At 35.1% G+C, this 25,823-nt stretch carries 24 protein-coding genes and 1 pseudogene; 1 reads left to right on the forward strand and 24 read right to left on the reverse strand.

The window, feature by feature from the left end:
- Positions 1-1,797: 1,797 nt before the first annotated feature.
- The 3 genes from DWB64_RS16215 to DWB64_RS16225 form a co-directional block, all read right to left on the reverse strand.
- Positions 1,798-2,487 carry a response regulator transcription factor gene (locus tag DWB64_RS16215; RefSeq protein ID WP_129489295.1) on the reverse strand — a complete coding sequence of 230 codons (690 nt, stop codon included), beginning with the start codon at positions 2,485-2,487 and terminating at the stop codon, positions 1,798-1,800.
- A 114-nt stretch (positions 2,488-2,601) separates the two neighbouring features.
- Complete coding sequence (locus DWB64_RS16220; RefSeq protein WP_129489296.1) at positions 2,602-3,633, reverse strand: Wzz/FepE/Etk N-terminal domain-containing protein; 1,032 nt, start codon at positions 3,631-3,633, stop codon at positions 2,602-2,604.
- 2 nt (positions 3,634-3,635) lie between these two features.
- The gene (locus DWB64_RS16225) at positions 3,636-5,483 is read right to left on the reverse strand and encodes a nucleoside-diphosphate sugar epimerase/dehydratase (protein WP_206736692.1); all 1,848 of its coding nucleotides are present in this window, start codon (positions 5,481-5,483) and stop codon (positions 3,636-3,638) included.
- A gap of 375 nt (positions 5,484-5,858) precedes the next feature.
- Here DWB64_RS16225 and DWB64_RS16230 point away from each other — a divergent pair, with 375 nt between their 5' ends.
- Complete coding sequence (locus DWB64_RS16230) at positions 5,859-6,197, forward strand: nucleotidyltransferase domain-containing protein (RefSeq protein ID WP_206736693.1); 339 nt, start codon at positions 5,859-5,861, stop codon at positions 6,195-6,197.
- 424 nt (positions 6,198-6,621) lie between these two features.
- Here DWB64_RS16230 and DWB64_RS16235 read toward each other — a convergent pair whose 3' ends face one another.
- The 21 genes and pseudogenes from DWB64_RS16235 to DWB64_RS16330 form a co-directional block, all read right to left on the reverse strand.
- Complete coding sequence (locus tag DWB64_RS16235) at positions 6,622-7,392, reverse strand: transposase (protein ID WP_164980458.1); 771 nt, start codon at positions 7,390-7,392, stop codon at positions 6,622-6,624.
- Between the two features lie 209 nt (positions 7,393-7,601).
- The gene (gene tagD, locus DWB64_RS16240; RefSeq protein ID WP_129489298.1) at positions 7,602-8,006 is read right to left on the reverse strand and encodes a glycerol-3-phosphate cytidylyltransferase; all 405 of its coding nucleotides are present in this window, start codon (positions 8,004-8,006) and stop codon (positions 7,602-7,604) included.
- A complete protein-coding gene (locus DWB64_RS16245) occupies positions 8,007-9,269 on the reverse strand; it encodes a CDP-glycerol glycerophosphotransferase family protein (RefSeq protein WP_129489299.1) in 1,263 nt (420 codons plus the stop codon).
- Between the two features lies 1 nt (position 9,270).
- Positions 9,271-10,719 (reverse strand): flippase, encoded by a 1,449-nt coding sequence (locus tag DWB64_RS16250; RefSeq protein WP_129489300.1) that lies wholly within the window; start codon positions 10,717-10,719, stop codon positions 9,271-9,273.
- 17 nt (positions 10,720-10,736) lie between these two features.
- Positions 10,737-11,558, reverse strand: coding sequence for a dTDP-4-dehydrorhamnose reductase (gene rfbD / locus DWB64_RS16255; RefSeq protein ID WP_129489301.1), 822 nt, complete (start codon positions 11,556-11,558; stop codon positions 10,737-10,739).
- Positions 11,558-12,589 carry a dTDP-glucose 4,6-dehydratase gene (rfbB, locus tag DWB64_RS16260; RefSeq protein WP_129489302.1) on the reverse strand — a complete coding sequence of 344 codons (1,032 nt, stop codon included), beginning with the start codon at positions 12,587-12,589 and terminating at the stop codon, positions 11,558-11,560. The genes rfbD and rfbB overlap by 1 nt, the downstream gene beginning before the upstream one ends.
- Positions 12,590-12,608: 19 nt before the next feature.
- Entirely contained in the window at positions 12,609-13,160 is a 552-nt protein-coding gene (gene rfbC / locus DWB64_RS16265) for a dTDP-4-dehydrorhamnose 3,5-epimerase (RefSeq protein ID WP_129489303.1), read from the reverse strand.
- Positions 13,161-13,176: 16 nt separating this feature from the next.
- A complete protein-coding gene (gene rfbA, locus DWB64_RS16270; RefSeq protein WP_129489304.1) occupies positions 13,177-14,061 on the reverse strand; it encodes a glucose-1-phosphate thymidylyltransferase RfbA in 885 nt (294 codons plus the stop codon).
- 10 nt (positions 14,062-14,071) lie between these two features.
- Positions 14,072-15,169: a non-hydrolyzing UDP-N-acetylglucosamine 2-epimerase gene (gene wecB, locus DWB64_RS16275; RefSeq protein WP_129489305.1), complete on the reverse strand. Its 1,098-nt coding sequence runs from the start codon at positions 15,167-15,169 to the stop codon at positions 14,072-14,074.
- A 17-nt stretch (positions 15,170-15,186) separates the two neighbouring features.
- A complete protein-coding gene (locus DWB64_RS16280; protein ID WP_129489306.1) occupies positions 15,187-16,413 on the reverse strand; it encodes a nucleotide sugar dehydrogenase in 1,227 nt (408 codons plus the stop codon).
- Between the two features lie 14 nt (positions 16,414-16,427).
- Positions 16,428-17,759: an O-antigen ligase gene (locus DWB64_RS16285; protein WP_164980459.1), complete on the reverse strand. Its 1,332-nt coding sequence runs from the start codon at positions 17,757-17,759 to the stop codon at positions 16,428-16,430.
- A complete protein-coding gene (locus DWB64_RS16290) occupies positions 17,759-18,667 on the reverse strand; it encodes a glycosyltransferase family 2 protein (protein ID WP_129489308.1) in 909 nt (302 codons plus the stop codon). Before DWB64_RS16290 ends, DWB64_RS16285 begins: the two co-directional genes overlap by 1 nt.
- Positions 18,668-18,702: 35 nt before the next feature.
- Complete coding sequence (locus tag DWB64_RS16295; protein ID WP_129489309.1) at positions 18,703-19,737, reverse strand: glycosyltransferase; 1,035 nt, start codon at positions 19,735-19,737, stop codon at positions 18,703-18,705.
- Between the two features lie 49 nt (positions 19,738-19,786).
- On the reverse strand, positions 19,787-20,920 hold the full coding sequence (locus tag DWB64_RS16300) for a glycosyltransferase (protein WP_243118993.1): 1,134 nt from the start codon (positions 20,918-20,920) through the stop codon (positions 19,787-19,789).
- Complete coding sequence (locus tag DWB64_RS16305) at positions 20,920-21,798, reverse strand: NAD-dependent epimerase/dehydratase family protein (RefSeq protein WP_207713475.1); 879 nt, start codon at positions 21,796-21,798, stop codon at positions 20,920-20,922. The genes DWB64_RS16300 and DWB64_RS16305 overlap by 1 nt, the downstream gene beginning before the upstream one ends.
- A 45-nt stretch (positions 21,799-21,843) precedes the next feature.
- Positions 21,844-22,494, reverse strand: coding sequence for a sugar transferase (locus DWB64_RS16310; RefSeq protein WP_129489310.1), 651 nt, complete (start codon positions 22,492-22,494; stop codon positions 21,844-21,846).
- A 592-nt stretch (positions 22,495-23,086) separates the two neighbouring features.
- On the reverse strand, positions 23,087-23,446 hold the full coding sequence (locus DWB64_RS19585) for a type II secretion system protein (protein WP_129489311.1): 360 nt from the start codon (positions 23,444-23,446) through the stop codon (positions 23,087-23,089).
- Positions 23,447-23,467: 21 nt separating this feature from the next.
- Positions 23,468-23,893, reverse strand: coding sequence for a PDDEXK nuclease domain-containing protein (locus tag DWB64_RS19545; RefSeq protein ID WP_256369621.1), 426 nt, complete (start codon positions 23,891-23,893; stop codon positions 23,468-23,470).
- 42 nt (positions 23,894-23,935) lie between these two features.
- Positions 23,936-24,394, reverse strand: a complete 459-nt coding sequence (locus DWB64_RS19550; RefSeq protein WP_256369622.1) for a DUF1016 N-terminal domain-containing protein — start codon at positions 24,392-24,394, stop codon at positions 23,936-23,938.
- A 458-nt stretch (positions 24,395-24,852) separates the two neighbouring features.
- A pseudogene (gene rhuM, locus DWB64_RS16325) lies at positions 24,853-25,200 on the reverse strand (RhuM family protein); the annotation flags it as partial.
- A 20-nt stretch (positions 25,201-25,220) separates the two neighbouring features.
- The gene (locus DWB64_RS16330; RefSeq protein WP_129489312.1) at positions 25,221-25,706 is read right to left on the reverse strand and encodes a winged helix-turn-helix transcriptional regulator; all 486 of its coding nucleotides are present in this window, start codon (positions 25,704-25,706) and stop codon (positions 25,221-25,223) included.
- Between the last annotated feature and the right edge of the window lie 117 nt (positions 25,707-25,823).

The raw sequence follows: 25,823 nt of genomic DNA on the forward strand, positions 1-25,823 counted from the left end.
AAAATGCCAGTTGGCACCAAACGAACAACCGCTAGGTAGTAAAAGAGTTGTATGAAAAGAACCCTTAGTGTGGTTTTCAAAATACACATTGCCCTCCAACCACTTCATCAGAGTATAAAGAGAAGTGCCATCTATAAAACCACACTAAGGGTTGGTCATAACAACTCTTCATTCACCCAATCAACTAACCGCCAATCAGTAAATCCCATCTTCCCTCGCACTTTCTAAGACGCTCCGCTCCAAAAGCAAGGCAAACATTCCTCACCTACCTATCTTTCCTTGTATTTCAAACGCAGCGCCTTAAAAATACATGTCCAATTGGAAAATGCCAGTTGGCACCAAACGAACAACCGCTAGGTAGTAAAAGAGTTGTATGAAAAGAACCCTTAGTGTGGTTTTCAAAATACACATTGCCCTCCAACCACTTCATCAGAGTATAAAGAGAAGTGCCATCTATAAAACCACACTAAGGGTTGGTCATAACAACTCTTCATTCACCCAATCAACTAACCGCCAATCAGTAAATCCCATCTTCCCTCGCACTTTCTAAGACGCTCCGCTCCAAAAGCAAGGCAAACATTCCTCACCTACCTATCTTTCCTTGCATTTAAAGCGAAGCGCCTTAAAAATACATGTCCAATTGAAAAATGCCAGTTGGCACCAAACGAACAACCGCTAGGTAGCAAAAGAGTTGCATAAAAAGAAACCTTAGTGTGGTTTTCCAAATAAGCATTGCCCTCTAACCTCTTCAAAGAGAATAAAGAGAAGTGCAATCTATAAAACCACACTAAGGGTTGTTACTTGCAACTCTTTTTTCACCCAATCAACTATCTACTGTTCACCATATTTCACTCACTCCCACGTCCTTTCTAAGCCGCTACGCTTCAAAAGCAAGGCAAACCTTCATTCACCTAAAATCATTCCTTGCATTTCAAGCGCAGCGCCTTAAAAATACATGTTCAAATGAAAAGTGTCAGTTGGCATCAAATGATCAAACGCAAGGTAGCAAAAGAGTTGCATAAAAAGAAACCTTAGTGTGGTTTTCCAAATAAGCATTGCCCTCTAACCTCTTCAAAGAGAATAAAGAGAAGTGCAATCTATAAAACCACACTAAGGTTTGGTACTAGCAACGCTTTATTCACCCAATCAACTAACCACCATTCACTTGCTCACAACCACTCCCCACATTTTCTCTAAGACGCTACGCTTCAAAAGCAAGGCAAACCTTCATTCACCTAAAATCCCTCCTTGCATTTCAAGCGAAGCGCCTTAAAAATACATGTTCAAATGAAAAATGTCAGTTGGTTTCAAATGATCAACCGCTAGCTGACTGAAGAGTTGTATAAAAAGAACCCTTAGTGTGGTTTTTAAAATAAGCATTGCTCTCTAAAACTCAAAATCAGAGGATAAAAGAGAAGTGCTATCTATAAAACCACACTAAGGTTTGGTACTAGCAACACTTTATTCACCCAATCAACTACCCACCATTCACTTGCTCGCAAAGACTCCGATATTTTCTTTAAAACGCTCCGCTCCAACTGCAAGGCAAACATTCATTCACCTAAAATCCTTCCTTGCATTTCAAGCGTAGCGCCTTAAAAGTACATGTACAAATGAAAAATGTCAGCTAGCATCAAATGATCGAATACTAGCTAGCTAAAGAGTTGTATAAAAAGAACCCTTAGTGTGGTTTTCCAAATATGCATTGCCCTCCAAACCCAAAGTAAACTTCTCTCACCTATTCAACTCTCAAAAACAACAAAAACCGCCACAGTAAAATATCATGGCGATTAATCATTAACCTTTTGCGCTCCAGTCGAATCGGTAGCCTACACCCCAGATCGTGCGTATGCTTTCGTAGTTGGCTTCGAACTTTTTCAGCTTTTTTCTAATGTTTTTCACATGCGCCGAAATAGCGTTTTGTGTCAGTTGGCTTTCGCCGTCATCTATCTGGTTGATCAGGTTCTCATAGGTGAAGATATGACCTTCGTTAAGCGCCAATAACCTGAAAAGCTCATATTCCTTTGGTGTCAGCAGTAAATCCACTTCGTTGAACAAGGTTTTCACCTGCGAATCGTTAAAGGTCAGCTCGTGAATCTTAATCTGCTGTGATGTGATCTGGTCTGGATAACAACGGCTAATCAGCGCATTCACCTTCGCCATCAAAATCTTAGGCCTAAAAGGTTTGCTCATATAATCGTCAGCACCTAAATCGTAGCCCTTCATCATATTGTAATCATCCGACTTGGCGCTCACCATCACAATAGGAACAGCTGATTCCTTCCTGATCTTCTGCATCACATCAAATCCCGACATGCCAGGCAGCATCACATCAAGAATGATCAAATGAGGTTCCACCTTTTTAAAATTAGCAAGCGCATCATCCCCGCTCACAAAATGCTCAGGCCAGTAACCCTCAAAGTGCAAATAATCCGTAATAACCTCGGCAAGACTCAAATCATCTTCAACCAACATGACCTTCTTCATCAACAGCACACCTTTCTAAAATAGTTTATAAGCTTATTATATAGCAAATAACCTTAAAAATATCTTAAATTTGCAAATAAAAAAGCTGCCGTAAAGGCAGCTTCATCAATCTTATTAAGTTGTTTTCCAGTAGTTCTTAAACAAACCTGCAAATACACCAAGCATCACACCCAAAACTAATCCAATTGCCATATTTAGCGCTTTTCTCGGTCCGACAGGCTTTTCAGGTAAATAGGCTTCAGATATTACAAAAATCTTGTCGTTGAACACATCAAGCCTGTTGTTTAAAATGCTTTGCTCATTTTCAGTACCTACACTGATTGCTAAAAGTTCCCTCTCAGCAATCAGCTCATCATAAAACTCAAGCTTATTATCCAAACTTTCGCGTAGCGAAATCAAGGTAGTCTGAATATCCAAGTGCTGAGTTTCTATTTTTAAATAATTGCCGTTCGAGTACTCTTCTGTCATCAGGTTTTGATACAAAGTGGACAAATCTAAATTATTGTTTTTAGCATATGCGGCAGCAGCTTCAGGGTCATTAAACAATGACTTTTGCAGAGTATAGATCGGCTCTAAAGTATCTAGGAGCTCTTTAGTTGACTTAGCAAGAGATTCTTGTGTATCAATCGAATTCTTCAAATTGTCAATACTGATTTCATAATTTAAGATAAAGGAATTGATCGCATTTTTCTTATAAAGAATACGCTGATCAATGATAAAACGATTAATCAAATCCTGATTGATCTTCTGCCCCATAGCAGGATCTTCATTTGTGACTACCACAGAAAAACGATTCGACTCCTCTTCTTGCTCTAAAACAATACTATTTTTAAAACTTTCAGGTGTTGTTTCCAGCTCATTTTCCTTAATCACTTTTTCTAGCAAATCATTATTATAAAAGTACTGAAGGTAATCAGAAGCATTCCGTGAAGGAAACTGGTAGGTACCGTACCTGGTGCCTTCTTCCGTTGGCGCCTTAATCATCAATACGCTTTTTGTTTCATAGCTAGGCGATGCAATAAAATACGAATAGATAGCTGCCAGTAAAAACATAGTGATTGTAAATCCTATGACAATCCTACGTTCCTTCCAAAGCGCCATAATCAATTCTTTTAAGCTGATTTCATCATACTCTTGCTGTTCCATAATTAGTCCCTTTCATTGTAGGTGAATGTCGGTATATAGGTCTTTAGTGTCTTTCGTATAGCAGCATCACTTACAGTGCTTGCATCGCGTAGTTCGGTTAACATCTTCTTTACTGACGTTTCAGTGACAACTTCTGACTTTTCAATAAAAATCTTTTCAAAAGCCGTCGTGTTCATGTTGTCTTCATTTAAAATCAGTTCTTCAAACATCTTTTCACCCGGACGCAGTCCAGTGAACTCAATTTTTATATCCTCGTTCACCCTTAGCCCGGACAACCTGATTAAGTTTTCAGCAAGCGATGTGATCTTGACCGGTTCACCCATATCAAGCACGAATATCTCACTGTTTCTGCCAAAAGAACTTGCCTGTATCACAAGCCTCGCAGCTTCAGGTATCGTCATAAAGTAGCGTTCAATATCAGGGTGGGTCACCGTAATCGGTCCGCCTTCTTCAATCTGCTTTTTAAAAATCGGTATGACCGATCCGTTCGACCCAAGCACATTGCCAAACCTAACCGCAACAAACTTTGTAGTTTTACACTCTCTTTGTGACTGAACCAGCAGTTCTGTAATACGCTTGGTCGCGCCCATCACATTGGTCGGGTTCACTGCTTTATCAGTACTTATTAAAACAAACCGGTCCACCAAATGCTCCTTGGCAGCCTCAATCACATTCAAGGATCCAAACACATTATTCTTAATCGCCTCACTAGGGTTGGCTTCCATCAAAGGCACATGCTTGTGCGCAGCCGCATGAAAGATAACATAGGGCTTATGATTGCCAACCACCGAAAAAATACGATCCCTATCTCTTACAGAAGCAATGACAACTTCAAGTCCTAAGTTAGGGTGCTTCTTTTTAAGTTCATGCTCTAGTGAAAACGCATTGTTCTCATAATTATCTAAAATAATAAGCTTCTCAGGATCATACTTGGCAATCTGCCTACATAGCTCAGACCCTATCGATCCTCCACCACCAGTCACCATAATCACTTTACCCGCAACATACGACTTCATCGCCTCTGTTTTAAGCACAATTTCTTTTCTTCCTAGCAGATCACTGATTTCAACATTTCTTAGCTTGCTGATATCAAAGTTGCCATCGATTAACTCAAACATACCTGGCACAATCTTAAGTTCACAGCTCGTTTGACTCGCTTCGTTAACAATCTCTTTAATCGTAGATTTATCAGCAGATGGTATCGCAATGATAATCTGATCGATATCTTCTTTAACAACACATTCCCTAATGCTCAGTCGTGTGCCCACAATCGGCACGCCATTAATCGATTTGCCTATTTTAGTCATATCGTCATCAATTACCGCAACCGGCCTGCTGTTAAGCTCAGAATGATTTTTAAGCTCTTTGATGACCACAGCACCAGCTTGTCCAGCACCGACAATCAGCACTTTTTTAAATCCACTATGGCCAAATCGTTTTCTTTCTTTATATACCCTTGCCACTCTGTAGCTAAGTCGTCCAAGACCAAACAAAAGCGTATCAAAGATAAAGGTCAAAATATAAATACTTCTTGGGAAGGCATGCCCCATAATAAGCATGTATCCCATAAAGCCGCTTGTCGCAAAAATAGATGCGAAGATAATCTGAAACAGCTCTTCAACAGACGCATACCGCCAAAGCGAACTGTACATTTTCATTAAATACAGTACAATGATCTTAATCAAGGTTACCGTGATAATCACCATCAAAAAAGTGGTCAAATAGACCTTCATCTCTGAATCGATAAACAAGATTTTTTCAAACCTGATATAAAACGCCAGCACAAATGAAAGCTGAATCACCAACAAGTCCCACAGCAGCAACATAAACTGTCTAATTTGCTTTTTCACACTAATACCCCCCAAGTAATATAGCCATCAAGACTATCTTAACGTAAACTTCTAAAAAAAGTCAACAAAATATCAGTCTAAATGAGAAAACGTAATAAAAGGTTAAAAATGACGGCCAATCTTTTTTCTGTTCAAACCGCCAAGCAAATACCCTGCCATACGATTTATTCTGTTTGTGATTCCACCACTTCGAATAAGCCGTCTGAACACACTTCACGCCTTTCTTTATACTTGCACACTAGTTCTAAATACTTGGCTTTACACAGAGCATCAATCAAAATTCACCAGGGAAGGGTAGGGGTTCATTAGCGCCGATTATACCTTTACCTACCTTTATCACAATGATATAATCGAATTAGATATGGAGGCAATCTTGTGAAACCTACACTTAATGATGTACAGCAAATCATCCAAAATTTATTACAAACTATAACACCGGATACAATTCTACTCTTCGGTTCATTAGTTAATGGACAAGTAAATGATGACTCTGATATTGACTTACTTGTAGTTTGGGATGAAAACTCACATTTATCTCATTCAAAACGAAGACAACTGTTAAGAAAGTCTATTGGTCTAGTAAATTTTCCAATTGATATTATCACTTGTACGCAAGATGAACTAACTAAAGCATATTCTGATGAAAACAGTTTTACTCACGCTATCATTGATGAAAGTGAGGTTTTATATGGCAGACTCAACCTCACCAATTAAATGGCCTCAAGATACCCAAATGATTTTGATGAAGATCGAACTGAACAAGATGCTATAGAAGCAATTGACAACGCTTTAGTACTTTATAATTTTATAAATGCTTACTTTTAGGATTGCTTTAAAGGCAATCCTTTAATTTTCTTCCTAAAAGTTGTGTTTAGGGAATAGTTGAGACAAACAAAAACCGCCATATGCTACATTTGACGCTTACTTATGTATTACAAAGCTGGCACTGTCATTCGGCATCAGAGAACCAGGCACCGACATACAGCCTCTCAGTACCAAACAAACACCTTAGACACCCCCATACCGCCCCTCGGTGAGCGGCACGATGAGGTTCCATCTATTATAGATTACAATGCATAAAAACCACATTAGAAAAGTATGAAATCTTTATGAATATGGCATACGACTCCAACTTTCATCAAAGTTTAGACACATACCTCTCAGAAACATCAAAATATCTAGCTAGTTCCTTTGGTCGTAGCTTTAAATGCAGCCTAGCCTCACGAATAATCACTTTTCTAAGCGATTGGTAGTATTCTGCAAGCAAATGCCCTTGCATGACACCATGGTCATAATCCAAACTGTCCATCAGGTCCTGAATCTTACAATGTACTCGTCCCTTTACAAGAGAAATCGCCTCTGCGATATCGACTTCATCAGTCCGGCCTAATATCCATTTGAATTGCTCTATACCATCATCTTTCGACTCGGCCAACATTTGATACGCAGTATCTAAATCACAAAAACCATTGCCACTCAAGTACTCTGCATAGGAGCTCCATCTGTAATCAAAATGGCTCGTAAGTCCAGCATCAATAGGATTAATATGAATATATCGAAGCAGGTTATAATAGTAACCGGTTGAACTGCAAAGGCAACTTTTAAACCGCCCAGCAAATACCCTACCATACGTTTTATTCTGTTTGTGATACCACTTCGAATAAGCCGTCTGAACACACTTCATAAAATGACCCATATGCACATCTCCAGACCGAATCAGCAAATGAACATGATTATCCATCATACAATAAGCTAATAATGAAACGTCATACCTTTCTTTATACTTGCACACTAGTTCTAAATACTTGGCTTTACACAGATCATCACTTAAAATATAAGCACCGTTATTGCCCCTACACATTACATGATGTGTAGCACCATTGAAATCAATACGTAACATTCTACCCATATCATCACCTCCATGACCTTTGCTTTGATTATAGCAAAAAAGACCATGAAAAGAGCAAAACAAGTCTGCTGCCTGCATTATACATAATATGGAATGCTACAAGCATAAGTGTTAACAACCTTGCTCGGCACCTACATACAGCCTCTCAGTGAGCGGCACGGGGGTCGCAAAGAGAATAGATCTTTTAAAGTAGCAAGGTGTTGTAGAAATTACTCCTTAGTTTTCCCATTAAGTCCTAGTTCATTTTTAATCTTTGTAGTTGAAATCTCAGGAGTTCTTTCAAGGTAAACCACTTCACAATGTTCTTTTAGAAAATCAAATTTACCTTTCCAATCATCACCCATCACAAACACATCGACCTTGTATTCTTTTACATCTTCGATCTTTTGCTCCCAGTTGTTTTCGGGGATTACCAAGTCAACGTATCTTATTGCTTGTACTAATTTTTTTCTTTCCTCATAAGAGAAGTAGCATTTCTTACCCTTTATATCGTTAAACTCATTCGTAGAAAGAGCAACTATAAGATAGTCACCTTGTTCTTTAGCACGTTTCAATATATTAATGTGCCCATAGTGCAGTAGGTCAAATGTTCCATAGGTTATTACTTTTCTCAATTATTTCTCCTCCTCAAGGCCAATATTTCTTATTTGATTTATTAAGTGTTCAATGCCCATATTATTGTAATCACCGAATATTTTTGTCTTCAAAAGATCTGCTTTCTGTCTATATTCCGCTTCATATTTTTCATTAATAACGTCAATATTTTGTGAGAAAAATGTCTGTAATTCTTCAATACTATGTGCTTTAGGTCCAGGTGTAAATTCCTCGTAATCGAATATTAATCCTCTGTCTTCATCTCTATAATATTCTAAATCATAAGGAAAAAATAGGATTGGTCGATTCCAAAGTAAAAAGTCAAAATATATTGATGAATAATCCGTCATTAATATATCTATTTGATCCAAAAATGTGTAAACATCGGCTTCTGAAGGCAAATTTATAAATGCCTTATGGTTTTCAATGTCTCCAAATTTATCATTCTTACCAGCAAAATGAAATTTACCTACAAACTTAATCTTTACACTCTCGCAGTAATCTAAGAATTGGTTTATCTCATCCATGCTTTCAGTTCCAAATATTAAGGTTTCTCTTTTATCTCTGAATGTTGGAAAATAACCAATGATTTTGTACCCGTCTTTTATGTACTCTTCAATATTCTCATAACTGCTTTTTTCATGTTGAGGGACATATTTGATTGGTTTATCACATATTGGTTCATAGTTTCTTGGATATCCCGAAATGATTACCTTCCTCTCATCAACTCCGAAGGCTTTTCCTAAAATTTCAGCTGAAAAATCAGAAGTAGCAAGTATGAAATGATCAGACCAGCATCCTCTGACTGTCCATTTACCAACCATGTTTTGTATTGCAGTTTTTCTTGTAGATTTATAATTTCCCATATAAGAACCGATTTTTTTCAGTGGAAATCCATGCCAAAGATTAACTCGTTTACTTCGTACTGAGAAAAAAGCATTAATATCTGTGGGAGCCTGATCAATCAAATGATATTTAGCTCTTAAATGATACCAAATTGATGGTAAGCTCCATGTAGAATATACTTGATATCCTTGTTTCATTAGTTCATCTCTTATTTCCTTTGATCTTGTAATCCACACAACTTTGTCAAACCCAAGATCATTTAAGTTAGCATTCAAATACAAATAGAAATGTTTAGAGTTATCTGCAAATCTTTTTCCAAACCATCCTCCTACAATCACTATTTTATTTGACTTTGGAATTGAAAAAGAAATTGTCAATACCAACACGTTAATCAAAAACAGCATTAATTTCTTACTACTCTTTATTATAATTTGCATACTATGTTCTCCTATCCAAAATATTACGGATGTTTTTTCGATGATTTACTGCTAATGCAAACAGATTCAGCGAGTACATTGCTATTCCAAAAATTATTATTTGAATATATATATTTTCAAATGTTATAGCATCTATTAAAATCATACCCAGCAAATAATTGACTACTCCCATTGACAAAATTTGAATCAAATTTCTATAATCATACGAAAATATTCCCAAAAGCAACTTAACCTGGATGATAGAGATCAGATTATTCACAATAATGCTTATTCCCGTAGCAATAGCAACTCCGACAATTCCAAAGCGACTTATTAATATAAAGTTCAGTGTTATGTTGATTAATAGCGATGCAATGTTGTTATATAATGCTAATTTTGCATATTTTGTCATTGTCAGTATAGAACCAATAGGTCCTGAAATTGCATCAATTAAAAATGAAAATGCCAGTATAATTAGTGCCAATTTAGCTTCTTTTGTAACATAGGCTTCTCCGAATATCGCTAACAAATCATTGCCTAAAAATAAAAATATAAAAAACATAGGAACTACTAAATAGGTTACAATACGAACAATTCTCTTCATTTCAGTTTCTATCTGTCCGATATTGTTCTCGTTGTATAGCTTGGAAATCACAGGCCAAAACGCAATGAACGGAGTAACAAATACACTAATTAAATTTACATAATTTTGCGCAACTTTATATATACCGACTCTATTCAAATCCAAGAAAGTAGAAATCATTATTTTATCGATATTTTGGAGCATCAAACCGATGCCAGAAATCAAAGCAACAGTTAAAGAGTATTTTATAAATGCTCTTTTTTCTTCTAAACTTAAATTAAGTTTTGAGTTAGCTTTGATTTGGAGCCTATTTGATATTTGAGCTGTTCTTAAGAAAATCGTTATAATTTCACTAAGCACAAAACTAAATAAAGCAGCTCTCAGGCTATCTACATTGAGTAGTATTAATATCACAAAGAAAATCATCTTTAGAATGTTGTTGATAACAGAATTCAGTAATGTTACTTGGACGACATTCCCTTTTCCCTGTAAGTATCCATCTAAAATTGCTATCATTGATCTTATTACTATCATTGAAATTAATAGTAATAATCCATAATTTGAGAAGCCAATAAAACGTCGAAGTAAAAACAATATACCAGCTACCGCTATTGTGATTAATAAAGATGTCTGTGTTGAAAATCTCAAAAGGGACTTCTCTTTAGTTACGTCTCCTTCAAAACGAGCAACTTCTTTAATCAAATTTCTGTCCATACCCAAAATTGTTATGATGGAGAATACTGTAGAGTATGTTAAATACATCGTGTATTCTCCATACAATTCTGGATTTAGAATCCGTCCTAATACTATTTGAAAAATAAAAGCGATACCAAGACCAAAAAATTTTAATATGAAAGTACCGCCAGCTTTTTTATAAAGTCCACTCATTCGCAATCAATCTCATTTCATGTATTTATATAATGTTTTAAAGCATCTTCCCAATTTTCTAATTCAATTAATGGTGATTTATACAATCTCGAATTTTTTGGTCTTCTAGCCTTTGTCGGATAGTCCTCTGTCTTTATTGGATTGACTTTAACGGTTACTCCAGCTTGCTTAAAGATCTCACATGCAAACTCGTACCAACTACAGTATCCTTCGTTTGTGGCATGGTAAACTCCAAACTTATCTGTTCTTATTATTTCAATTAAAAGTTTAGCTAAATCGTACGTATAAGTAGGAGATCCAATTTGATCTGCCACTACAGAAATTTCATCTTTTTCTTTTCCTAATCTTAGCATTGTCTTAACAAAATTGTTGCCATTGCTCCCGAAGACCCAAGAAATTCTCACAACAAAATATTTGTCTAATATCTTCTGAACTTCTACTTCACCTTCATACTTTGTCTGTCCGTAATAATTAATAGGGTTTGGTTTATCTGTCACCCCAAATGGCTCGTCCCCTTCACCATCAAAAACATAATCAGTGCTAATATAAACCATCTTTGCATCGATTTGCTTACACGCTTCAGCCACATATTTTGCGCCAAGAACATTGACTGAATAACATAAATCTTTTTCATCTTCAGCTTTGTCTACAGCTGTATATGCTGCACAATGAATGACAGCGTCAGGGCTATAATCATTTATAACCTTTGTCACTTGCTCTTTATTTGTAATGTCTAAAGATTCCCTATCAGTACCTAGGTAATCTATACCTTCAGAATCTAACCGTTTTATTACATCATATCCTAATTGTCCATTAGCGCCAGTAACTAGAACCTTCATTATTCTTCACCTTCTCTGTCACCGTACATCTTCACATAGTAATCTTTGTAATCACCTGAGATGATATTTTCCCACCATGAACGATTATTCAAGTACCACTTAATTGTTTCTTTAATCCCTTCATCAAATAAAGTTGTAGGTTCCCACCCTAATTCTCTTCTTGTCTTTGAAGGATCAATTGCATAGCGCATATCATGCCCAGCTCTGTCTTTTACATAAGTTATAAGTGATTCCGGCTTCCCTAACTCATTAAGAATTGCTTTAACGACATCTAAATTAGTTTTTTCATTGTGTCCGCCAATATTATATACTTCTCCCACTTTTCCTTTATGGAGTATAAGGTCTATAGCAGTGCAATGATCCCCCACATAAAGCCAATCACGAACATTTTCACCTTTACCATATACAGGTAGGCTTTCATCATTTAGTGCTCTAGATATCATAAGGGGGATCAACTTCTCAGGGAAATGATATGGGCCATAGTTATTTGAACACCTAGATATTGTAATTGGTAAACCAAACGTTCTGTGATAAGCCTGTACCAATAAGTCTGCTGATGCTTTCGATGCCGAATATGGAGAAGACGTATGAATTGGTGTTTCTTCTGTGAAGAATAAATCAGGTCTATCAAGTGGTAAATCCCCATATACTTCATCTGTTGAAACCTGATGGAATCTATTAACTCCATACTTTCTGGAAGCATCCATTAACACTTGAGTACCTAAAATATTAGTTTTCAAAAAAATACCTGGATCTTCAATTGATCTATCTACATGAGATTCTGCAGCAAAATTAACTACAAAATCGAATTTTTCTTCTTCAAAAAGCTTTTCTACTAATTCTCGATCTGTAATGTCCCCTTTGATAAATTTAAAATTACTGTTCTCAATTACTGGCTCTAGTGTAGATAAATTTCCTGCATATGTTAATGCGTCTAAACATACAATTCTATACGTTGGATGTTCATTCAGCATATGAAACACAAAATTACTACCTATAAATCCAGCTCCACCTGTTACTAATACATTCATCTGATTTCCCTCGCTTTCACTAATACTTGAAATTTATGCTGCAATCTTCTAACAATGGTGCATTTAGATCTTTTTCTGAAAGTATCGGGGCTTCAATTCCCCAAGCTACTCCAATTTCCGGATCATCATATCTTATACTTCTATCATTTTCAGGTGAATAGTACTCATCTACTTTATATTGAACTTCAACATCATCTGTAAGTGTTAAGAATCCATGTGCAAATCCTTTGGGGATTAATAGCTGTTTTTTATTATCTTCTGTTAATTCCACAGCAACCCATTTCTTGTATGTAGGTGATCCATCTCTAATGTCTACAGCTACATCTAAAATTTTCCCTTTAGTGCATCTGACAAGTTTTGTCTGTGCCTTAGGGTTTAGTTGAAAATGAAGTCCTCTTAATGTCCCTTTCTGTGCTGAAAGAGAATGATTATCCTGAATAAAGTCAATATCAATGCCAAACTCTCTAAACTTCTCTTTAGAGTATGTTTCTGTAAACCATCCTCTATGATCACCAAAGACTCTTGGCTCGATAATAAGTACATCTTCAATATCAGTCTTTATAATATTCATTTATCTTACCTCTTTTCTAATAATGAATTTTACCTTCAGCAACTTTCTTCAAATGTTCTCCATAGGGTGATTTACCATATTTCTCTGCTGACGATAAAAGAGTTTCTCTATCAATCCATTCGTTGTGAAATGCAATTTCTTCAAGTGCAGAAATTTTGATACTTTGTCTTTTTTCAATCATCTGAACGAACTCCGCAGCTTCAACCAAGCTATCCATGGTTCCGGTATCTAACCAGGCAAATCCTCTACCTAAAAGTTTCACGTTTAATGTTTCATCTTCTAAGTACATTCTGTTTAAGTCAGTGATCTCAAGTTCTCCTCTGTGCGAAGGCTTAACTTTTTTTGCTAAGTCTACAACTCTATTATCATAGAAATAAAGACCCGTAATACAGTAATTGGATTTTGGATTCTTAGGTTTTTCTTCAACTGAGAGAACCTTTCCACTATCATCAAATTCCACAATTCCAAATCTTTCTGGATCATGAACATAATATCCAAATATAGTTGCTTTCCCATTTTTAGCATTCTCAGCAGCTTCTTTTAGGATAGGTGTAAATCCATTTCCGTAGTAAATATTATCTCCTAACACCATGGCTACATTATCATCACCTATAAAATTTTCACCGATAATAAATGCCTGTGCCAACCCGTCAGGAGAAGGCTGCTCTGCGTATTCAAGACTAATACCAAATTGACTTCCATCACCTAACAATCTCTCAAAATTGGGCAAATCCTGAGGGGTTGATATAATTAAAATTTCTTTTATACCCGCTAACATAAGCACTGACAACGGATAATAAATCATTGGTTTGTCATAGACAGGCAACAACTGTTTGCTTGTCACCATAGTTAATGGATATAGTCTAGTTCCTGACCCTCCAGCTAAAATAATTCCTTTCAATATCATCACCTCAATATAATTTTTCTAATATATCTGCAATCCTCTTACTTGCAAAACCATCTCCATATGGATTGCTCGCTTTACTCATTTTGTCGTATTCGTTTTGATCTTCTATTAATTGCTTAAAGGTCCTGTAGATTACCTCTTCATCAGTTCCTACCAGCTTAAGTGTTCCTGCATCAATACCTTCTGGCCTTTCTGTAGTATCTCTCATAACAAGAACCGGCTTCCCTAAACTAGGAGCTTCTTCTTGAATTCCACCACTATCAGTTAAAATTAAATGAGACCTAGATAAGAAGTTGTGGAAATCTAATACTTCAAGCGGTTCAATAATTCGAATTCTATCTGTATCACCAAGTATTTCTTGGGCAGCCTCTCTTACAACAGGATTCATGTGAATAGGATAAATCGCCTTAATATCTGACTCTTCATCAATAATTCGTTTAATGGCTCTAAACATATTTCTCATTGGTTCTCCAAGATTCTCTCTTCTATGAGCTGTTATCATTACTAATCTACTATCTGCAGCCCACTCTAAATGCTCATGATTGTAATCATCACGAACTGTAGTCTTAAGAGCATCAATAGCCGTGTTTCCAGTCACATAGATTGTAGAAGGCTTCTTACCTTCTTTAAGTAGATTTTCTTTTGACATCTCTGTTGGTGCAAAATTGAAATTTGATACAATGCCAACAGCTTGTCTATTGAACTCCTCTGGATACGGAGAGTAGATATTGTAAGTTCTTAATCCCGCTTCTACATGCCCTACAGGAATCTGAAGGTAAAAGCAAGCTAATGCCGTTACAAAGGTTGTCGATGTATCTCCATGGACCAAAACAACATCTGGCTTAACCTCTTCAAGGACTGCCTTCATTTTCTCAAGAATATTGATCGTAACGTCAAACAAAGTCTGTTTCGCCTTCATTATAGATAGATCGTAGTCAGGTACAACATCAAATGCAGTTAGAACCTGATCGAGCATTTCCCTATGTTGACCTGTTACACAAACAACTGTATTTAGTTTTTCTCTTGTCTTTAGCTCTTTAACCAGAGGGCACATCTTTATTGCTTCAGGTCTGGTACCAAAGACCACCATTACTTTTTTCATTTTAATTCATTCCAATCTTATAGTTTATAAACGCCATCAAAGTTACAGATATTCTTAGTGTCTAGAATCAGTTTGTCCTTGACTAAATCAAGGTTATTCTTAATGTGATCATGCGCGGTAATTATGACCAAAATCTCTATCTCATTTAAGAAGTCTTCGAAGTTCATAAACTGATGATTTACCATTCTTTCTTTAATGAATGGATCATACACTTTAACCCCAAAAGCTAGATGCTCGTCCATTCTTTCAAGAAGTTGTAGTGTTGGACTTTCTCTTGTATCATCTACATTTTCCTTATATGATAGCCCATAGATACCAATCTTAGAGATGTCTGTAATATTATGTTCTCTCATAATGTCTCTAATTCTGCCAAGAACATGGGTAGGCATTGAATCATTGATTTTCCTTGCCGTTAGAATTAGGTTGGTAAGATCAGGATAGTCTCCAACTAAGAACCATGGGTCAACTGAAATGCAATGCCCGCCTACACCAGGACCAGGCTGAAGAATATTTACTCTCGGGTGCTTATTAGCAATTCTTATGATCTCATAGACATCCATATTGTCCTCTCTGCAAATCTTTGCTAGTTCATTTGCAAATGCAATATTGACATCTCGATAAGTATTCTCAACAACCTTAGACATCTCTGCGGATCTGATATCTGTTACAACAATCTCAGATTTGCAAAAACATGAATATAATTCTTTAACTAGTTCTCCTACTTGGGGATCATCAGACCCAACTGTTCTTGAATTGTGCTCAAGTTCATAAATCATATTTCCCGGAATGATTCTTTCAGGAGCATGAACTAGATGAATCTCATCACCAATCGCCACTCCTCTATTCTCTATTTCAGGTCTTACATATTTATCAATTGAACCGGGTGAAATAGTTGACTCAATAATAATCACAGCACCTTTTTCACAAACATCTATAATCGCGTTAACAGCTGAGATAACATATTTGGGATCCAGTTTTTTACTCGAATTAATGTAAGGAGTCGGAACAGCTACTATATAAGTATCAGTTTTCTGATACTCAGTGGTAAATTTAATGCCACTTTCGATAGCGGCTTTAAATAACTCTTCCAGCCCATCCTCTTCAAATGTAAGTTTCCCTTTAGACAATGAGTCTACTAATTTGTCATTCAAATCTGTCCCAATTACCTCTACACCACTCTTAGCGAACATCAAAGCTGTTGGAAGTCCGATGTAACCTAAACCAATAACATTAATTTTTTTCATTTCCGCTCACCCTTTCATAATTCATTTGGCACTCTATTCTTGATTAAATTATTATAAATTCTATTGTATGATAGCAATAAACCTATAAAGATATATGAAATTCTAGCATCTGCCATTTGAGCAACATTTAATAAATTTAATAAATATAACGTCATTATAATAATATAGAACTTATTGAAACTCACTCTTTCCAGTATATTTGTTTTGTTTCTATTCTTTATTGCATGAAGAATAGTACTAAGATAAGTTATAATAAAGCCTAGCAGCCCAAATATCCCATATTTCAACATCATTCCTAGGTAATTATTATCTACTGAGGAAAAGTTGCCAGAAATATTATTAATAGTTGAAAAGAAGTTAAAATCACGCTTTCCATATATACCCAAACCGAATACGATGTTTTCCTTTATGCCTTCAAATACAATTCTTATTAGCTCAATTCTATAGGATATTGTATCTTCTGCCATATAATTAGTTCCAGTATTCAGACCAATCGTACTTGCAATCATGTTAAAAACTTTGCCGATTGAAAGGTAATTGGCGGAAATAACAACCCCACATACTATAATTAAAACAACAACTGTTTTTTTCCATTTAGCAGTCTTTAAATTCAATAATAAATTAACCATAAATAAAAGCTGTCCAATTATCATAATAATTATCGGTCCTCTAGCTAATGTTAGAAAAATATTAATATTTAATAAAATCAATGCATACACAAGTAGTTTCCGATATTTTTTTTCAACAATCATTATTTTATAATAAGCTAAGTATAAGCAAAAACTTAAATATATTGCATATGAGATTGAATTATTAAAAGACTGCTCAATTCGAAACATATCTAATCGATAAGACGATTTCGTTCCTAAATTAGGATTGTCATAGGTAAAATTCTCAATTAATGAAAATACATTGAATTGAGTCATAAATTCTACTATACCTGATATCGAAATTAATGAAGCTACGACAAGTAAAATAGCAGTTACTTTTTGGAACTTTTTGTCACTATTCACAAAAATATAAACGATGAAAATAGGTATTACATCGTCAACAATAAAAAGCAAAACCCGCGAGAACTCTCCATGTACTATAATCGGTATTGTTCTTAACATAAATATTATAAGAATTAAAAAGAAATATTTATATGGAACTTTAATTTTCATGAACTTAATTGGTTTTAGAATAAAAAGTAATACCGTGCATACAACTGTTAATAATGTATATGAAGAATATCCCAAAATCCTAAAATACGAGGGTAATATTGGGAATAAAGCAACAAAAATAAGAAATACTAAAGGTAATCTTGTATTTTCTTTTTCTGTATATTCAGCAACTTGAATATCCATCATCTCCTCCTATTAGCACTTGACTTATCCTTTATCATCTTCTGAATCTTTCTTATGTTTTGAGTTATATAAGTTTCAATAATTGAGTATTTAAAAAACAGTCTCGCTACAACTAATTGAATTCCATTTACACTATAATAATTTTTAAGAATATACTCTTTGCTTTTCAATAATATTTTTTGTTTTCTTATAGCTGTAGAATACGTTTTATCAATTGATTCCGAATGTTTATGAATATACTTAAGATCAGTCATAACAAATGTTTTTAAATTAGCTTTTTTCAGTTTTAGACCTAAAACTGTTTCTTCCCCATATAAAAATAAATTTTCGTCGTACATTCCATGCTCTATCATTTCATTAGTTCTCACCATAAGTAATGAACCCGCAACACATTCAACTTTAAAAGCTTTTAATTCAATATTAATATCTTTATATCTCTGGCGCTTTAATAGTAACCTACCTGCAATTCCACTAGCGGATATAACTAAATAAAATTTACTGGGTATACGCCACGCATAAACATATTGCGGTTTATTTAATATTGTATAAGGAACAGGCGCTAGTACCGTCATTTCTTTATTAATACTAAATTCATGAAGCATCGAATCTACACATGATTTATCGAAACATACATCTGGATTTGAAATTAATACAAAATCAGATTTAAGTACATCATTTGCATACTTAATCCCTATATTATTTCCATAACCATACCCTCCATTTTTTTCTGATAGAATTATTTGAACTTTTTCACTTTTATATTTAATTAATTCAGCGTATGAATCATCAGTTGAACAATTATCTACGATGATAATATTGTCGATGGAGTTGAAATCTTTTATATTTTTTAAGAGATTTATCGTATTTTCGCTATCGTTATAATTTAGAATAATACAAGATAATGCCATATTACTTCATCCTTCTTTCCGGTTTATGATGAATCTCAACTCTTTGCCAAAATTTCATCTAACCTTCTATATAGTTTTTCATGACTTTGTTCAATCTCCTCAATGAAATTCGAACAAGTTTCTTTAATATAATTAATGTCTCTAGTATGATACCAATTGTGTAAATTATCTGCTAACCCTTCAAAGGAATTTTTAGATATACAATATCCAATCCCAAGTGTATTTGAAACTTCTCCAATATAAGTACCATTATAAGTTAAAATCGGAATGTTCAAATATATCGCATAATATAGTTTTATTGAAAGAGCTGTGTCAACATGAAGGTTTCCTGTGCCATATAAATTAAACAAAATGTCTGCATCTTTAAGATATTTAATCGTCTCAATTGGTTCAAATCTACCATGTACTATTACATTCTCTATATGCCTTCCTTTTATATACTCTTCAATTACATGTGACCCTTGTCCAACGAAAGTCATTATATAGCGGGAATCATTCTTTAATTCTTCTATCATTGGAAAGATATTTTCAGGCCATCTAATTTGTCCAATATTCAAGATATTGATCTTTTCATTTACACTCCGGTAATGATTGCGCGGTTCAAGTTGATTTAGCATTTTTTTATTAAGACTGTGAATTGTCAGATATTCACCATCCGGAAGAAATTTTTTAAAAGCTTCAGATGAAACAGTATTAAAGTCAGCCTCTCTTATCGCAGGAGTTATTCGATATTTAATAAGCGGATTATCATCATAGTGATAATCACGTACGTTTATACAATATTTCTTCCTATACTGTTTTATTAATATATCAGAAAATATAAATGCGGTAACTTGGTTCCATACAATAATATAATCATATTTATTATTATCAATTATTTTTTTTGCAAAATTCCTCATTTTCCAAAAATGAGCTAGTTTAGCAAATACATTAGAATTAATAGTTTTTTTAGCATCGAACTCATAAATTTTATTCGCTGTTTCCAGATAATTATCATCATATTTATTTGCACATATGATGTCATATTTTATCTTATTTTTTTCAAAATAATTTGTATATAGTGATAACATGGTCATCCTCGATAAATCTACTGTGCTCAATATGCAAATCTTCATAATATTACCTCTTCTTTTTTATAAAATTATTATTGAATAACTCATTCATTTGTTTAATGAATGCACTCCTGGAAAATTGCATAATATACAAGTCAAAAGATTTTTTTTTCATCGATAACAGATCTTCTATTAAAAAACAAAAATTTGTCAATGGTTTGTTATGATATCTAATATTAACCCCAACACCATACTTCTCAACTATCTCTGCAGAATCGGCAGGAATGTTATTTATTATTGGAAGTCCGTGCTGAAAATAATCTATTGACTTCATTGTTAACCCAACACAAACACTACTTTTCATAATATTCAACCCAAAATGACATTTATCAAATATATCCTGCTTCTCTTGTGGATCATAGATTTTTCCATGATACTCAACGGTTGCCCCGCCTGCCTTTGCTTCATCAATAAGCTCTTGTTTACTTTCGCCATCACCAATAATATGAAGTGTTACAGGCTTAATCTTCTTGATGATTTCTATAATTTCTTTAATTTTAGGAATATCAATGATATTGTTGATTGATCCTAAGTAAGCCAAATGTATTTCATCTTCACTTAACTGAGGGTTGCTAACTACATCTATCTCTCTTTTGGCAAGATATACCGTTTCTGTCTTAACACCTTTCAATGCATCACCTAAAACTGACTGATATAAATCACACTCAGTAATTACAAGATCAGCGTACTTTAAGCTCTTATCTCTCATAGCACCCCAAAATGTAAATGGTGGAAACTTCTTTGCTTTTCCTATAGGCATCGTTTCCGGCCATAAATCTATTAAATCTAGTATCAGCTTTACATCTTTATGCTTTCGCTTATAACTGGCAGCAAACTTTGCTAGAGAATTTGGTGGTACAAATGTATATACTAGGTCTGGCTTTAACTCTTCAACAATCTTAAAAGCATCGCCCGCGTATTTATAATGTGAAGATAGTCTTGATACTGATAAATTCTTATAATAGGGATTTGACTTAACAAAAATAAACTCTTCTTTAGTGTCTTCTCTATGTACTTTTTTGAAATGTCTAAAATCAGATTGAATCACGGTTACGTCATACCCTTGTTCTTTGAAAAACTCATGAACTAAATCAACTCTATTCTCATAAGTATCAAAGCAATTAACTATAACTGCTTTCATCACCTTCCACTCTCCAATTCCGTCAACTCAATAGATTCTCTAAATGTTCTTATTCGGTAATTCGCCTTATCGTAGTCACTCATGGACTTCTCATAAACCAAATTGCCGAATACCTTATTAACGACTCCAATCCCAAACATCATTCTCAGAACCGGATTAAAAACCTTAGTCATCATGATCTTCTTCCCATGAACTTCAGCAATCAATCTTACCAGCTCACTGGTCTTCACATACTCTTTGTTCTGTGGAAAATAAAGCCCTGTTTCTTCATAATCAACCATGACTTTGATGAACTCACAAAGGTTATCAATATGAAGCATGCTGCGCTCATTATCGATGTCAGGAAATACTGGTATCCTCTTAGCCATATTAGCCAGCCTTGGATAGTTTCCTTTAGACCCTTTCCCATAAATCATAGGTGGTCTTAGCACAACTATTTTGAAGTCATCAGATTCTAAATCTTTGATGCCTTCCTCTGCCTGCAGCTTACTATTACCATAGAAGTTACTTGGCATAGGAACTGTATTTCTATCAATAATTCTCTTACTACTGCTGCTATCGCCATAAACAATGATGCTGCTCATAAAAATGAACTGCTTTACACCTTCTGCCTTGGCCTTCTCAGCAGTTTCAATCGTTAAGTCTCTATTTACTTTATAGTAGAGATCTTCCATCTTTGGATCAGAAGACACATGAGCTATCCCAGCCACATGAAACACTACATCATACTGGCTAAAGTCCTTCTCTTTCCATGACCCATCTTTCATGTCAACCGTATCTACTTTATATTTATCAGGTTCTCTCATGAGCCAATCCTCTAGAGATGTACCTATGTAACTGCTCTTACCAGTGATTAGAATATTTTTGATATTTTTCATTTCGTCACCTCAATCAAGTGGGCTGTATCATTAAATACACTTACCTCAGATTTTTGATTTCTCAGCTTTAGAATTACTAGGGTTTGCTTCAGTTGCTTTCGCCTTAACCCCAGTCCCACCTTCAACAACACCATCACTTCTAAGAACGCTAAAAATCGTCCCAAAGAAGCATCTGACATCCATGAGAAGTCCTATCTTCTCAGCGTACTCTCCATCAAGTCTAGCCTTAACATCAATCTCAAGTTCATCTCTACCATTAATCTGCGCCCAACCAGTAAGGCCAACCGGCACGTCATTTGCACCGTATTTGTCTCTTTCTTCTATCAGATCATACTGATTCCAGAGCGCTGGCCTTGGACCGATAATGCTCATCTCACCTTTAAAGATATTGATGATTTGAGGTAGTTCATCTAAGCTTGTCTTTCTTAAGAATTTACCAACCTTTGTAATCCACTGATCCGGATTATCTAAAAGATGAGTAGGCATATCTGATGGTGTGTCAATACGCATTGTACGGAACTTCAATATATTAAAATGACTCTTATGAATCCCCACTCTCTTTTGCTTAAAGAGAACTGGACCTTTTGAGTCGATTTTAATTGCTATAATAAGTACTAAAAAAACAGGAGCTAAAATGATTAGTCCTAAACCTGAAAGTATGATATCTATTAATCTTTTGATTTTTAAGTAAACCATGATAGTTCCTCCTGCATCGGTTATGTATGTTTTGAGGTGTATAGAACACCTTATTTTCTTCTCTATATGTAGTGTTTTCATTGAATTTCACTACTATATCTTGCATAACTATATGAGTTGATTGGATGCTTAGACGTGTAATGCTTCTGTAACATTCACCCTTATACACCAACCTCTGAAACCCTTGCTATTACTGAATTACAGCCTCTTTATCCTTTCACCATACTCACGTCGATTGGGTCGGTAAATACATAAAGTTTACTTTTTTATCGACCACCATCTACCACCTTTTTCTGTAGGCAATGATATTACTAACTTTCAGCGGTAGTCGATAGTTTTTTATGTACCACTTTTTGCGAGAATTCTCAACCTACATATTGTAGTCATATATTTTTGACCCACTATATATAGTTATCCTTTCACCATACTCACGTCGATAAAAACATACAATCAAAAAGTTTGCGATTTTTCAGACTACATAGACTACATAGACTACAAAACTCTGAAACCTTTGATTTCACTAACTTTAATCTGTAGTCTGACTTTGTAATGCGACTACATTTCACTTTTTAATAATCCTTACATATTTTCATCACAACCAAGGCACTTCCTCCCCCGGTCCTTCTTCTTCCTCGCCTTCACTCCCACTACCATGAATGCTACACTTTACTTTTCCATCTTCATAACTGATGACTCCACCAGCTGGACACACCTCATCAAAGTTATCAATAAGAAATTGATTAAAGATACTATCCGCATGATCTATATCCTTTTCAACCAGAAAAGTTGAATACATTCTTTCTACAATTTTCTGATTAGCAACACATACACTTTCTTCAGCCTTGCTTCTAAATCCCGCTAATCTTGGAACAGCTACTGCAGCAAGAATTCCTAGGATTGCAATCACAACAATCAATTCTATTAAAGTAAACCCACCAGATTTTTTATCCATTGATTTCACCCTTATAAAATCCTACTCTTGCAACCCTTTCTCAATCTCTATCAAATTCCTCTCCCGCTTCAATTCCTTCTTTAATTCTTCCTCTGTAGGTAAATACGGAAGGTATTTAGCAGAAAATAGTTGCTTGCTTTCCTCTAACACAGAATATTTCACAACCGTTTCATTTCTTTCAGACGATAAGATAATCCCTATTGTTGGATTATCAGAATCGGATTTTATCTCTTTCTCAAAATACCTCACATAAAAATCCATTTGACCTATATCCTGATGACTCAATTTGCCAACCTTTAAATCAATAAGAATGAAGCACTTTAAGATATAATTGTAAAAAACTAAATCGATATAAAAATGATCTCCCTCAGCGGTTATTCTTTTTTGTCTTGCTACAAAGGAAAATCCTTTTCCGAGTTCTAAAAGAAATTTTTGCAGATTGTCCATCAAAGCTTTTTCAACTTCAATTTCGGTAAAATCTCGATTATCCTACAATCCCATAAATTCAAGCACAAATGGATCTTTGATGATGTCTTCCGCCTGTAATCCTTTTTCCAGCTGTTTAATTTCATTTCGAACGTTTTGCTTGTTCTGGCTTGCAAGAATTCTTTGATAATAGAACGAGTTAATTTGCCGTTCTAACTGTCTTACACTCCAATTGCCTTCTGCACATTCATCTACATAAAAACATCTAATATTTTCATCATCGATTTTCGACAAAAGTCTGTAGTGCGACCAAGACAATTGGTCACACAGTGTGTGACCTTTTGAAAAGGCAAGGTAAAACTGGCGCATATACTTTAAATTGGTAATAGTAAATCCTTTACCAAATTCTTTAGTAAGTTCTATTGATAAATTTTTAAGTAAATAGTCACCATATTCAGCACGTTCATTTCCGTCTTGAGCTTCTACAATCAGCTTACCTACATTCCAGTAAGCTTCAACCATGGCAAATTAACGGCTTTATAGGCTTTCTCGCGAGCACTGGTTAGAATTTCTTTTATAGAGAGATATATGCTTCTTTCTAAATTATCTTTAGCCAATTCTGCTCACCTTCTTTCATTTTGTTCATTTTCAGCACTTCTTCGGAACATCTTGTTCTATGTTCATTATAACTCACTATCAAGCTTCAACTATTCGAAATTTTCGAGTAGTTGCCTCAATCTATATGTTGCATAACAAACTTAATTCTAGACATCACTTATGCTACATCTTGTGGTTTTGGTCCTTTCACCATACTCACGTCGTCATATACATCCAAATAAAATGTTTACCTTTTTATCGCCCACCATCTACCACTTTTTAGAATATTCCTATGCCGCACATTATGTTTGAACATTCGTCCTCCACAACATCTATGCCTGCATTCTCATTTTTAAACTGTCAAGAAATCCTTGTCAGTTGCATCAATCCTCTTCTATACTTTCCACAAGTCTATCAAAATCACTCTTAAATAATTGATCCTGAACAATTCGATATTTCTCAAATTCACTCTCTGCGTGTGCTTTAGCAATTTCAGCGGTAACTTTACCCGCATCTTGTAAAACACTACGATCAGTAGCTTCTATGAAACGGTTAAGTTTTGTTTCCCAGTCACTCATGGTCATGGGAATATGTCTAAGGGCCATATCCTCTGCAATATCTAGATAAGCAGAAACTAGTCTCTGTAGTTGTGCCATCTCTGATTCATTTAGATAATTCTTAGCAACGGATACATCAAACTTCTGGATTTTACCATTCGGTGCAGTTGTCCAACCCTCAAAAGCAAATTTTGTTATTCCAAAAGTATACTCATATCTTTCAATAAAAAAACACCATTACCCGCGGGGTCGTTCCACTGTAGGTACTTATCAGCTTCATGATCGATCCACTTGTACTTATAACCGCTTGTTTTAAGCAATTGAACCAGAATTTCAGCGATTTCATCCTGTTCGCCTTTTAGCAAGACAAGCTCGTCTTTTGTGTAATTGCTTGTGATCACATCCAGCATGTGCGATTGGATTTTGAGTACCGCTTTATAGGACCTTGCGATGAATTTTAGTGTTTTTTTTGAAAGGTAGGTGAACCCTTTGGGTGTAAGCATGTATCTGACTTTGTTGCCGTCGAGCTTTTCTGTCATGACGATGCCAGTTTTGATGAATTTTTTTATTAGTATGTTTACATTGCCAAGCGACATGCCGACTTCGTTTGATATGGCACGCTGCGAAATGTAGTCGTGGTCGCTTATGACTTGTAACATGTTGATTTCGTATTCTTCCATGAATGTTCTCCTTCTGTTCAAGTTTTGAACACCTTAATTAGCATACCATTCTTTGGAGTGCCGTTCAATGAATGAACGGTAAATTCATAGATATTTCATTGTTTTGGTTAATTATGG

The organism is Fusibacter sp. A1 (assembly GCF_004125825.1).
In the GTDB taxonomy this organism is placed as follows: Bacteria; Bacillota; Clostridia; order Peptostreptococcales; family Acidaminobacteraceae; genus QQWI01.